11 protein-coding genes and 1 riboswitch are annotated in these 12,225 nt (G+C 60.2%); of the genes, 10 read left to right on the plus strand and 1 reads right to left on the minus strand.

All coding sequences use genetic code 11. The features are described 5' to 3' along the window. Positions 1-177 precede the first annotated feature (177 nt). The 5 genes from WDZ78_RS00570 to WDZ78_RS00590 all read left to right on the plus strand — a co-directional run bounded on the left by WDZ78_RS00570 (position 178) and on the right by WDZ78_RS00590 (position 6,506). Positions 178-1,254, plus strand: coding sequence for an ABC transporter ATP-binding protein (locus WDZ78_RS00570; protein WP_026363958.1), 1,077 nt, complete (start codon positions 178-180; stop codon positions 1,252-1,254). A 50-nt stretch (positions 1,255-1,304) separates the two neighbouring features. Continuing rightward, positions 1,305-2,555 (plus strand): ABC transporter substrate-binding protein, encoded by a 1,251-nt coding sequence (locus tag WDZ78_RS00575; RefSeq protein ID WP_026363959.1) that lies wholly within the window; start codon positions 1,305-1,307, stop codon positions 2,553-2,555. Positions 2,556-2,729: 174 nt separating this feature from the next. Next, the gene (locus WDZ78_RS00580; RefSeq protein WP_020011838.1) at positions 2,730-3,641 is read left to right on the plus strand and encodes a carbohydrate ABC transporter permease; all 912 of its coding nucleotides are present in this window, start codon (positions 2,730-2,732) and stop codon (positions 3,639-3,641) included. A 4-nt stretch (positions 3,642-3,645) separates the two neighbouring features. Next, on the plus strand, positions 3,646-4,500 hold the full coding sequence (locus tag WDZ78_RS00585; RefSeq protein ID WP_425672022.1) for a carbohydrate ABC transporter permease: 855 nt from the start codon (positions 3,646-3,648) through the stop codon (positions 4,498-4,500). 11 nt (positions 4,501-4,511) lie between these two features. Further along, the gene (locus WDZ78_RS00590) at positions 4,512-6,506 is read left to right on the plus strand and encodes an alpha-glucosidase (RefSeq protein ID WP_425672023.1); all 1,995 of its coding nucleotides are present in this window, start codon (positions 4,512-4,514) and stop codon (positions 6,504-6,506) included. Positions 6,507-6,528: 22 nt separating this feature from the next. Here the strand turns inward: WDZ78_RS00590 and WDZ78_RS00595 are convergent, their stop codons facing one another. Next, positions 6,529-7,818: a pilus assembly protein TadG-related protein gene (locus WDZ78_RS00595; protein WP_425672386.1), complete on the minus strand. Its 1,290-nt coding sequence runs from the start codon at positions 7,816-7,818 to the stop codon at positions 6,529-6,531. A gap of 193 nt (positions 7,819-8,011) precedes the next feature. Next, positions 8,012-8,114, plus strand: a riboswitch (TPP riboswitch). Between the two features lie 126 nt (positions 8,115-8,240). On the opposite strand from WDZ78_RS00595, the gene WDZ78_RS00600 reads away from it, so the two are divergent. The 5 genes from WDZ78_RS00600 to thiD are packed head-to-tail and all read left to right on the plus strand — an operon-like array spanning position 8,241 to position 12,153. Next, on the plus strand, positions 8,241-9,026 hold the full coding sequence (locus tag WDZ78_RS00600) for an ABC transporter permease (protein WP_425672024.1): 786 nt from the start codon (positions 8,241-8,243) through the stop codon (positions 9,024-9,026). Further along, a complete protein-coding gene (locus WDZ78_RS00605) occupies positions 9,023-9,973 on the plus strand; it encodes an ABC transporter substrate-binding protein (protein ID WP_020011843.1) in 951 nt (316 codons plus the stop codon). The genes WDZ78_RS00600 and WDZ78_RS00605 overlap by 4 nt, the downstream gene beginning before the upstream one ends. Then, on the plus strand, positions 9,970-10,710 hold the full coding sequence (locus WDZ78_RS00610) for a hydroxyethylthiazole kinase (protein WP_425672025.1): 741 nt from the start codon (positions 9,970-9,972) through the stop codon (positions 10,708-10,710). Before WDZ78_RS00605 ends, WDZ78_RS00610 begins: the two co-directional genes overlap by 4 nt. Beyond that, positions 10,697-11,359, plus strand: coding sequence for a thiamine phosphate synthase (gene thiE, locus WDZ78_RS00615; RefSeq protein ID WP_020011845.1), 663 nt, complete (start codon positions 10,697-10,699; stop codon positions 11,357-11,359). Before WDZ78_RS00610 ends, thiE begins: the two co-directional genes overlap by 14 nt. After that, complete coding sequence (gene thiD / locus WDZ78_RS00620) at positions 11,356-12,153, plus strand: bifunctional hydroxymethylpyrimidine kinase/phosphomethylpyrimidine kinase (RefSeq protein WP_425672026.1); 798 nt, start codon at positions 11,356-11,358, stop codon at positions 12,151-12,153. The genes thiE and thiD overlap by 4 nt, the downstream gene beginning before the upstream one ends. The last annotated feature ends 72 nt before the right edge of the window (positions 12,154-12,225 follow it).

Below are 12,225 nucleotides of genomic sequence, written 5' to 3' on the forward strand. Positions count from 1 at the left end.
ATTTCCTTTTTATGAAAGGTAATATCACGACCTCAGGGAGACAGGCGTTTCGCCATCCCACGATATCGCCAGACAATCGGGATCGATTTTCGAAGATGCGATGCGTGGAATTTGAAGGTTGATACCGGCTATTGCGTCCATTCAAATTCTGGACGCGCCGGTCGTGAGGAGGAAAATATGGCTTCGGTCAGCCTGCGCAAGCTGGACAAGAGTTACGGTGCGCTTCGCATCGTCAAGGGCATCGACCTTGAAATCAACGATGGCGAATTCGTCGTGTTCGTCGGCCCTTCCGGCTGCGGCAAATCCACGACGCTGCGCATGGTTGCGGGGCTGGAAAGCATTACCGACGGCGAGGTGAGGATCGGCGACCGTGTCGTCAACCGGCTGCCGCCGCGTGAGCGCGACATCGCCATGGTATTTCAGGACTATGCGCTTTATCCGCACAAGACGGTGCGCGAAAACATGGGTTTCAGCCTGAAGGTGCGCGGTGTCAGCGCATCGCAGGCCAATGCCAGCATTGACGAGGCGGCGAGGATGCTCGGCATCGAGCACCTTCTCGACCGGCGGCCCGGCCAGCTCTCCGGCGGCCAGCGCCAGCGTGTGGCCATGGGCCGCGCCATCGTGCGCCGTCCGCAGGTCTTCCTGTTCGATGAGCCGCTTTCCAACCTCGACGCCAAACTGCGCGGACAGGTGCGCACGGAAATCAAGCGTCTGCACCAGCAGCTCGGCACGACTATCATCTACGTTACCCACGACCAGGTGGAGGCCATGACGCTGGCGGACCGCATCGTTATCCTGCGCGGCGGCGATATCGAGCAGGTCGGTACACCTGACGAGGTATATAACCGGCCTGAAAGCGTCTTCGTCGGCGGTTTCGTTGGCGCTCCGGCGATGAACTTCGCCCGCGCAAGGGTGAGCGGCGACCGGTTGGCATTCTCCGACGGCAATTCCCTGCCGATGGCCGCCATCCGGCCATCCCGCGAAACGGGCCTCGACGGGCGTGAAGTCATCGTCGGCATTCGCCCGGAACATTTCGGCCCCGTCGAGGGCTTCGACACGCAGCTTGCGGTCAAGGTGCAGGTGGTGGAACCATTGGGCTCGGACACGCTCGTCCATTTCAGCCTTGGCGATGCGGCGCTGACCGCACGCATGCCGCCGCAGCTTCGGCCGACGCCGAACGAGGAACTGCGGATCGGCGTCGATCCATCCAAGGTCCATCTTTTCGACGCGACAACGGAACGCTCGATTCATTGATCGCCGAGCAAAAAACGCTGCGGCCAAGGGTTTAATAACGGGAGGAACACATGACATTCAAAGCTATCGGGGGCCAAGCCCTCATGGGTGCAGCGCTCTGCGCGACCATGCTCGCGTTTTCGGGACAGGCCTTTGCCGATACCGAACTGAAAATCTTCGTTTCCAGCCAGCATCAGCCCGATGTCTGGCGCAAGGCGCTTGATCAATATGAGGCCAAGACGCCGGGTGTGAAGGTGGTCATCGAGACCGGCGGCAACACCTCGGAAATGCAGGCGCAATATCTCAACACCGTGATGTCGGCCAAGGACTCCAGCCTCGACGTGCTGATGCTCGACGTCATCCGCCCGGCACAGTTCGCCACAGCCGGCTGGACCAGCGATTTTGCCGGCAAAGATTTGTCGGCCTATCTGCCGACCTATGCGGAAGCCAACACGGTGGATGGCAAGATCGTGGCGCTGCCCGCCTTCGCCGACTCCATGTTCCTCTATTACCGCAAGGACCTGCTCGACAAATACGGCATCAAGCCGCCAACCACCTGGGACGAGCTGAAGGAAGCCTCCAAAAAGGTGATGGAAGGCGAAAAGAACCCCGAGCTTCAGGGCCTGTCCTTCCAGGGCAAGGCGATCGAAGGCGCGGTTTGCACCTTCCTCCTGCCCTACTGGAGCGAGGGCAAGTCTCTGGTTGAGAACGGCAAGCTGAACTTCGACAACAAGGCTGCGGTGGATTCGCTGAAGCTGTGGAAGAGCTTCGTCGATGAAGGCATTTCCAAGAAGAACATTTCGGAAGTGGCGACCGACGATACCCGCAAGGAATTCCAGGCCGGCAAGGTTCTCTTCGCCGTCAACTGGTCCTACGCCTGGACCCATTTCCAGGGCAAGGAATCGCAGGTGAACGACAAGGTCGGCGTCGCCCGCCTGCCCGCCGTCAAGGGCGGCGAGCAGACGACCTGCCTCGGCGGCTGGGAATTCGGCGTCTCCGCCTATTCCAAGCAGCAGGATGAAGCCAAGAAGCTGGTGGAATATCTCTCGGGTCAGGATGTGTCGAAGTTCATGGCCATCAACGCCGCCCTTCTGCCCACCTATGCCGCACTCTACAAGGATGCCGACGTGACCAAGACGATCCCTTGGTTCGCGGATGCCCTGCCCGTCGTTGAAACGGCAAAGGCCCGCCCCGTGACGCCACGTTACAACGAGGTCAGCGAGACGATCCGCACCACGGTCAACGGCGTGCTTGCCGGCGTGATGACGCCGGAAGACGGCGCAAAGCAGATGGAAAGCCGTCTGCGGCGCGTTCTGCGCTAAGCTTTGGGCCGGAAGGCGGCATGCAAACCATGCCCTTTCCGGCCGTTTCGACTGACAGGAACAAAGCCGCCTGAACGGCGCGATAAACGGGCCGGATATGAACCGGTCCGATCGGGAGACGATGACGTGAATCCAGTTGCGGGAGTGGCAGAGGTGACAATGCCTGATAGAACCATGGTTCGGGTGGACGAAAAACCACAGCCGCGCTGGACGCGGTGGCTCGATCTCGGCGACCGGTCGCTTGCCGTGCTTCTGCTGGCGCCAGCGGCGATCCTGCTGTCGCTTATCATCGTCTATCCGGTGGCGCGGCTCGTCTACACCTCGTTTTTCAGTCTGTCGCTGACATCAGGTCTGCCGGCGGAATTCATCGGCTTTGAAAACTACGCGGCGATGTTTGACGATCCGATCTTCTGGGAAACGACCTGGAATACGGTTCTGATAACGCTGATCACCGTGCCCGGCGCGCTGTTCATGGGCCTCGGGCTGGCGCTGCTCGCCAACCTCCCCTTTTCCATGCAGTGGCCGATGCGGCTTTCGCTGCTCATTCCCTGGGCGTTGCCGCTCTCTTTCGCCGGCCTCATCTTCGCATGGTTCTTCCATTACGAATATGGCGTGGTCAATGATGTACTCAACCGGCTGGGCTTTGAAGGCATCATCTGGTTCAATTCGCCGAACTGGGCCTTTGCGGCCATCTGCCTGACGATCATCTGGAAAACTTCGTCGTTCATGGCGCTGATGATCCTCGCCGGCCTGCAGACCATTCCGCGCTCGCTCTATGAAGCGGCTGATGTGGATGGCGCCGGCAAAATCCGCCAGTTCTTCGAAATCACCCTGCCGCTCCTCAAGCCCTCGATTGTCGTCGCCCTCATCTTCCGTACAATCACGGCGCTGCAGACCTTTGATATTCCTTACATGATGACCGGCGGCGGGCCCGGCACATCCACCACAACGCTTGCCATGTATATCCATCAGAACACCGTTTCCTTCCTTGATCTCGGTTACGGTTCGGCGCTGGCGGTCATGATGTTTGCGCTCTCCATGTGCGTTACCGCCGTTTATCTCCGCATCATCAGGACGAAGGACTGATCCCATGAGCACCGTTGCAAATTCCGGTCTGTCCTCCGTCTTTTCCGGCAAGCCGCTGCGCTTCATCGCGGCCTCCATCCTGCTGGTCAACGGCCTCTTCCCGGCAATCTGGATCCTCTTCACCTCGCTGAAGACCGAAGCGGAACTAACGGTGAAGCCAATCACCTGGTTTCCGCATGCGCCGACGCTTGCCAACTACATGCAGGCCTTTTCCGACCAGCCGCTGCACCTCTTCCTGTTCAACAGCTTCATGGTGGCCCTGTTCTCCACCGCGCTCACCATTCTGATTTCGGTCCTCGCGGCCTATGCGCTGGCGCGGCTCAACCTCAAATACCGGGCGCTGATCCTCTCACTCATCATCGCCGTTTCCACCTTCCCGCTGGTGACGCTGCTGGTGCCGCTGTTCGAAATCATGCGGGCGCTGAACCTGCTCAACAGCTGGACGGCGCTGATCCTGCCTTACACGGTCCTTTCTCTTCCGGTCTGCACGCTGATGCTCGTCTCTTTCTTCGAAAGCATTCCGCGCGATCTCGAAAACGCCGCCATGATCGACGGCTGCACCCGCATCGGCGCGCTGTTCAAGGTCGTCGTGCCGCTCTGCGCGCCGGGCGTTTTCACCGCTGGCATCCTTGCCTTCGTCAATGCCTGGGATGAGTTCCTGCTGGCGCTGTCCTTCAATTCCAATCCGGCGCTCCGCACGCTTCCCGTCGGCATCCAGCTGTATCAGGGTGAATTCGCCTTCCCCTGGCCGGTCATTTCGGCAGCGCTGGTGGTCGGCATCGTGCCGGTCGCGATCCTGATCGTTATCTTCCAGGAACGGGTTGTCTCGGGCCTCACCGCCGGTGGTCTCAAGGGCTAAAAGGTTAAGTCATGCATTTCGAAACGACCAAAGACGGCTTCACGCTCGCGATCGGCAACCGCACCTTACTTTCCCATTCGCCCGATAATCCGGCCTTCTTCGCCGGTTTCGGCAAGGAGCGGATGGACATGTATCGCGGCAATTTCGATATCGAGGACTATGTCATCGAGCGAACCGCACTGCGCCATGCGGAGGTCAACGGTGACAGCGTCACGCTCTCGTCCGCGCCGGGACAGGCGCCGCGCCTTCGCCTGACGCTCGACGGTAACGCCATCCTGCTGACGGCGCTGGACGAGACCATCAACCGCCTCTGGCTGCGCATCGTTGCAGAAACGGACGAGCATGTCTGGGGCGGCGGCGAGCAGATGTCCTATTTCGACATGCGCGGCCGTCGTTTCCCGCTCTGGACCTCCGAGCCGGGGGTCGGCCGCGACAAGACCACCGAGATCACTTTCAAGTCCGACGTCAGCGGCAAGGCGGGCGGCGATTATTACAACACCAACTACCCGCAGCCGACCTGGCTCTCATCACGCAAATATGCGCTGCATGTGGAAACAAGCGCCTATTCGGTCTTCGATTTCCGCAATGGCGATTTCCACGAGATCGAAATCTGGGCCATCCCCGAAAAGATCGAATTCTTCACCGGCGATCATTTTACCGATACCGTGTCCGCGCTTTCACTGCGGTTCGGGCGTCAGCCGCAACTGCCGGAATGGGTCTATAATGGTGCGATCATCGGCTTAAAGGACGGCGCCAACTCCTTTGCCCGGCTGGAGAAAATCCGCGCGGCCGGAACGAAGGTGTCCGGCCTCTGGTGCGAGGACTGGGTGGGGCTTCGCCAGACATCCTTTGGCGCGCGCCTGTTCTGGGACTGGCAGGCGAATGATACGCGTTATCCGCATCTGCGCCAGAAGATCGCCGAACTCTCCGATCAGGGCGTCCGCTTCCTGGGTTATGTGAACCCCTATCTCTGCGTCGATGGCCCGCTGTTCCCGGTCGCCGAAAAAGCCGGCTATTTCGCAACCGACGCCGAGGGCAAAACGGCGCTGGTGGATTTCGGTGAATTCGATTGCGGCGTGGTCGATTTCACCAACCCGGCCGCCGCCGACTGGTTCGCCGAGGAGATCATCGGCAAAAACATGCTGGATTTTGGCCTTTCCGGCTGGATGGCCGATTTCGGCGAATATCTGCCGATCGATATCACGCTTTCCAACGGCGTCGACGCCAAGCTGATGCACAATGCCTGGCCAACACTCTGGGCCGAGGTCAATGCGAAAGCCGTCGAGAGCCGGGGAAAGACCGGCGAAGCGCTGTTCTTCATGCGTGCCGGCTTCACCGGCGTGCAGGCCCATTGCCCGCTGATCTGGGGCGGCGACCAGTCTGTCGACTTCTCCCGTCACGACGGCCTGGTCACCGTCATCTGCGGCGCGCTTTCCTCCGGCCTCATGGGCAATGCCTATCACCACTCCGACATCGGCGGCTATACCAGCCTGTTCGGCAATGTCAGGACCGCTGAACTCATTATGCGCTGGACGGAAATGGCCGCTTTCACGCCGGTGATGCGCACCCATGAGGGCAACAGGCCGCGCGACAATCTTCAGATCGATCAGGATGAGGCGGTTCTTGCCCATTTTGCCCGCATGACATCCATCTATGTCGCGCTGGCTCCATATCTGAAGTCGCTCTCCGTGGAAGCGACCAAGACAGGCCTGCCGGTGCAACGCCCGCTCTTCCTGCATTACGAGGATGACCGGCGGACCTACGCCATCCAGGACTGCTATCTCTACGGGGCGGGCATGCTTGTCGCACCGGTCTGGAAAGCCGGAGAAACCCAACGTTCGCTCTATCTTCCGGGCGACGGCGAATGGGTGCATCTATGGAGCGGCGCGCATTATCGCGGCGGGCGAGACGTCACCGTCGAAGCCCCGCTCGGCGAGCCGGCGATATTCTACCGTGCCGATAGCAGCCATCGTCAGTTGTTCGAACAGCTTCGCACCATCGGCTGAACGATAGCGGGTTCGTTGTCCATCACCCCGTCAGACGGGGTGATGTGATAGCCTTTTTAAACAGGGCGGTCATCGCATCGCTGATGCCCTGCGACGGGCTGACTTCGAAAAACAGGCCCGGAGAAGCGCATTGCTGCATGCGTGCGCCGATTTCCGGCTGAAAGGGCTCGATCCAGCTATTATACCAGTCATTGGTAGGCAGCGGCAGATAGGTGGTGTAGAGCACGGCGATCCGGAAACCCTTTTCCTTCAGCTTCGTGCAATATTTGATATCGATCGGCTCCTGACAGCGGCCGCTGGTCGTCTTTTTGGTGCAGCTGGATGGCTTGTAGCTATCGCCGACACCGTCTGAAACGAAGAAGATAATCTTCTCGGGGCTGGCCGAACTCGCCCCGGTTCCAGAATTGCCGATCTTGTCGCCGATCTGAGTGAGTGCCCGGTCGAAATCCGTCTGCTGGTCGTTGTTAAATCCCTGCTTCGGGATCGACATCAGGTCGACTTCACCGGCTTTCTTCTTCGCGGTCGCCAGATCCGACGTCAAGGGAACGACTTCGAGCAGCTTCGTATCTTCGGCTTTCTCTCCGAAAGTGTAGACCGCCATGCGATATTGATTGCTGCTTTTGCGGGTGGACTTCGCCGTGTCCATAAGGCTTGCCGTGGCCTGCGCCACCACATTGATGCGCGTCGTGACCCCGAGGCTTTTGGCCTTGTAATAATAGCTGTTCTTGTCCACCACCCCGTCTTTCACGATGTGACAGGCAAAAGCGCATTTGTCGCTCGTATTCGCAACCATGGTGGCGACATCGGCCGGCGTGGCGCCAACGCCCATCGAGGGGGTGTTATCCAGAAGGACATAGAAGTCGCTAAATGTTTCCGTCTCGTATTTGGCGGTCGCCTTGCCCGAAACGGTGATGATATCCTCTCCGAGAACCCGTGAAAGCGTCGTGCCGACGGATGCCTTGAAGCCAACCGACGATTCAATGGCGTTACCGCGCTTGATCACCGACACGTCGAGAGACAGGAGCTTGTAGTCGGGATTGGCTCTCTCATTACTTTCGAAGAATGCGGAGGCCTCATCGCCGCCAAGCGTAATGACGCCGTCACTCGACATTTCCTTTGCCTTGTGAACGCTCGACGACGTATCGGCAACCACCGCGAGCGCCGCGGCATCCGCCGCCATCTGCAGGTCCGATTTGACGGCCATGCCGTGCGTCACATCAAGAGCTACGCCCGCGGCGCCAATCAGCGGCACCATCAACAAGGCGCTGAGAATGCCGAAATTTCCCGATTTGTCCTGCCAGAAGTTCTTCAAATTCGCCCCCAATAATCTTTCCCGGGGCTAAATTAGTCATACAATATTGAAATGCAGTTTCAAGAGATAACTAATTTTCGATAAATCTAATTTCCTTAATAACTAATACGCAGATGGATACGTATCCGCGATCGCGCCCGACGACGGATCGGCGGCGCGACGTTGACATTTATGAAACTTGACTTACAAAACAAACTCTTCCGAGGGGAGCACCAGACGGTGCTGAGATGGCGTTGAGCCGGACCCTTGAACCTGATCCGGGTCATGCCGGCGTAGGAACGGAACTGTCGCGCCCAGGGGGCGCTGCCCTTTCTCTTCTCCGCTTTGCCCTGATCTCCGTGATTGTCACATCTGGAGACGAATGATGATGCTGAAACCTTCCGCCCTTCGCACACGGTGCGTCTGCGTCTGAGGTCCGGCCCATGCGTGCCACCCATGCGCTGAACGGTGTCGGTCTTCTGCTGGTTCTCTGGCAGGCGGGGACGTGGCTGTTTGCGCCACCCCGCTATATCCTGCCATCGCCCGCTGATGTTGCCGGCGCTTTCCTGCGCCAGCCCGGCTTCCTGTTCGGGCAGGCGATGGTGACGCTCAGCGAAATGGCGCTCGGGCTTGCGGCAGGCATCGCCGCCGGCATTCTCGTCGCTTTCACCATTGCCGCCATCCCGCGCCTCGGCCGCCTCGTCTGGCCCATGGTTCTGGTGTTGCAGGCCTTTCCGGTCTTCGTGCTCGCCCCCATTCTCGTCCTCTGGTTCGGTTTCGGCATGGCCTCGAAAGTGGTCATGACGGCGATCATCATCTTCTTCCCGGTCGCTTCCTCCTTCACTGATGGCCTCAACCGCACGGATCGCGCCATCCTTGACGCCGCCTCGCTGACAAAGGCGAGCCACTGGCAGGTCCTCACCCGGTTGCGCGTGCCGCTCGCACTACCCTCGCTGATTTCGGGCTTGAGAGTGGCGGCGCCGCTAGCCCCGCTGGGCGCCGTCATCGGCGAATGGGTGGGCGCATCCGCAGGGCTCGGATTTGTCATGATCCAGTCCAATGCCCGGATGCAGACCGACACCATGTTCGCCGCCATGGCCATTCTCGCCGTCATGGCAGTGCTGCTGCGGCTTATCGTCGATCTCTCAACAGCCCATCTCGCCCCCTGGGCCAAAGAAACAGAACACACCACTCCTTTCAGATATTTGCGGAGACTTTCGGCACCATGAAACGAACTCTTCTTTCCCTCGTCGTCGCGGCGGCAAGCGCACTAGCACCCATGCAATCCCAGGCGGCCGACAAGCTCACCGTATTGCTCGAATGGTTCGTGAATCCGGATCATGCGCCGATGGTGATCGCCAGGGAACGCGGCCTGTTTGCCGATGCCGGGCTGGAGGTGGAACTGGTTCCGCCCGCAGACCCCTCCGCCGTGCCGCGTCTTGTCTCGGCTAAACAGGCCGATATCGGCGTGCATTACCAGCCGAACCTCTATCTCGATCACGATGCCGGCCTGCCGCTCGTGCGTTTCGGTACGCTGGTCGAAACGCCCCTCAACACCGTCACCGTTCTCGCCGATGGGCCGATCAAGAGCCTGAAGGACCTGAAAGGCAAGAAGGTCGGCTTTTCCGTTTCCGGCTTTGAAGATGCCATGCTGAAGCGCATGCTGGAAAAGGACGGGCTGACGAAGGATGATGTCGAACTCATCAACGTCAACTTCTCGCTTTCGCCGTCGCTGATCGCCGGCAAGGTGGATGCCACGCTTGGCGGTTTCCGCAATTTCGAGCTGACGCAGATGAAGCTGGAGGGACATGAAGGCCGCTCCTTCTTCCCGGAGGAACATGGCGTGCCGGCCTATGACGAGCTGATCTTCGTCACCCATCGCGATCTCGTAAAAGACAGCCGCCTGCCGCGTTTCCTCTCCGCCGTGGAACAGGCCGCGATCTTCATCACCAACCACCCCCAGGAAGCCTGGCAGCTTTTCATCAAGGCCTATCCGAACCTTGATGACGCGCTGAACAAGCAGGCCTTCTTCGACACGCTACCGCGTTTCGCCAAGCGCCCCGCCGCACTCGACCGCACCCGTTATGCCCGTTTCGGCGCTTTCATGCGGGAGATGCAGCTGATCAAGCAGGCGCCGGCGGCGGACGACATTGCCGTGGAGCTGCAACAGCCATGACCACGACTTATCCAACAGCAACAAAGGCCGCCGACATACTGGAGCGCGTGCGCAACACGCGCCCGCGCGTACATTGCCTGATGAACACCGTGGTGCAGAAATTCACCGCAGACGGCATAACTGTTGTCGGCGGCATTCCTTCCATGACCACGTCGCTCGAGGAAATCGAGAGCTTCGTGGCCAAGGCGGATGCGCTGACCGTCAATCTCGGCACACTGGATGCCGAACGGCGCAAGGTCATCCGGCTGGCGATCGAGATCGCCAATGCATCGGGCAAGCCGTGGATCGTCGACCCCGTGCATTGCGACTATTCGCCGTCGCGGCTGGAGTTCGCGCGCGAACTCATCGCACTTTCCCCGACCATCGTGCGCGGTAATCACGCCGAAATGAGCATGATCGGCGATGTGCCTGATGTGGTGAGGATAGAGACCGGGCCTGTGGATCACCTCAGCGACACGACCCGCAGCGTCAGGATCGTCAATGGCCATCCGTGGATGGCGAAGGTGACTGGCACTGGTTGCCTGTCGGGCGGCGTCATCGCCGCCTTCATGGCGGTGGAAAAAGACGCACTGACGGCGGCGGCCTCCGCCCTTGCCGTGACAGGCGTTTCCGCCGAACTCGCCGCCAGACGCGCCGGAGGCCCCGGCACATTCGAACCGGCATTTCTGGATGCGCTTTCCGAAATTTCCGGTGAGGACATCATCAATCACGCGAGGATAGAGCATGAACAAGGTTGATTACCGCCTCAACGCATTGGTAGACGCAAGCCTTGGCGATGTCGCGCCGCTGCCGGAGCTTGCTCTGGCCGCCGCACTCAATGGCGCGACCATTCTGCAATATCGCGACAAGAACGGCTCGACGCGGGAGATGATCGAAAACGCCCGCGCCATTCATGAGGCCATCGCCGGCACCGGTGTTCCGCTCGTCATCAACGACCGTGTGGATGTGGCGCTCGCTTCTGGCGCGGACGGAGTGCATCTCGGCGCCGACGACATGGATGCGAAGACCGCAAGGCGCATTCTCGGCGAAAAGGCGATCATCGGCCTCACCGTCAAGAATCGCACCGATGCCGAACGGGCGGCCTCCATGCCCGTCGATTATGCCTGCATCGGCGGCGTGTTCGAAACCGTTTCCAAGGTCAATCCGGACAAGCCGGTCGGCATCGACGGTTTTTCGACGCTGCGCACCCTTCTGAAGGAATGGCGGCCGGATATGCCGGTGGGCGCCATTGCCGGCATCGATCTTGCGCGCGTACCCTCCGTCATCGAGGCGGGGGCGGATGGTGTCGCGGTCATTTCCGCCATTTTCCGCGCGGGCGATATTGCCAGTGCAGCCAAGGACTTCCGCTCCGCAATTGACGCAACGCTGAAAGCAAGACAACCATGACATCAATTGCATTGACCATTGCCGGCTCCGACAGCGGCGGCGGCGCGGGCATTCAGGCTGATATCAAGACCTTTTCAGCGCTTGATACCTATGCGGCCAGCGTCATCACCGCCATAACCGCCCAGAACACCAGAGGCGTGACCGCGGTGGAGGATATTTCCGTGGCCACCATCGTCGCGCAGATGGACGCGGTTTTCTCCGATCTTGCCGTCAATGCGGTGAAGATCGGCATGGTATCGCGGATCGAAACCATCGCCGCCATCGCCGAACGGCTTCGGCAGCAATCACAGCCTGTGGTGCTGGATCCGGTCATGGTGGCGACGTCAGGCGACCGTTTGCTGCATGAAGATGCCATCGAGACATTGCGGCGCGAGCTTTTGCCGCTCGCCGCCATCGTCACGCCGAACCTGCCGGAAGCGGCGTTGCTGACCGGCACACCGATGGCCACGACGGAGAAGGAGATCACCCGTCAGGCCGAGGCGATCCTGAAAGCGGGTACGAAAGCCGTGCTCATCAAGGGCGGCCATGGTGAGGGGCCGCAGAGTACGGATTATCTGTTTGCGGACGGCGCCATGCAGGCGCTTTCCGTCGCACGGGTGGAGACGAAGAATGACCACGGCACGGGGTGCACGCTGGCGGCGGCGATCACGGCTTATCTTGCCAGGGGTTGTGAGTTGCGGGAAGCGGTGGGGCTTGCGAAGGAGTATCTGAGCGGGGCGCTCGATGCCGGGCGGGGGCTTGCCGTTGGACATGGGCGGGGGCCGGTGCATCATTTTTATCGGTGGTGGAGTTAGTGCAGAGTGCGGGGCTTACCCCCTCTGTCCTGCCGGACATCTCCCCCTCAAGGGGGGAGATCGACAAGTGGC

Origin of the sequence: Agrobacterium sp. M50-1 (assembly GCF_049843495.1) — a bacterium.
GTDB lineage: Bacteria > Pseudomonadota > Alphaproteobacteria > Rhizobiales > Rhizobiaceae > Agrobacterium > Agrobacterium radiobacter.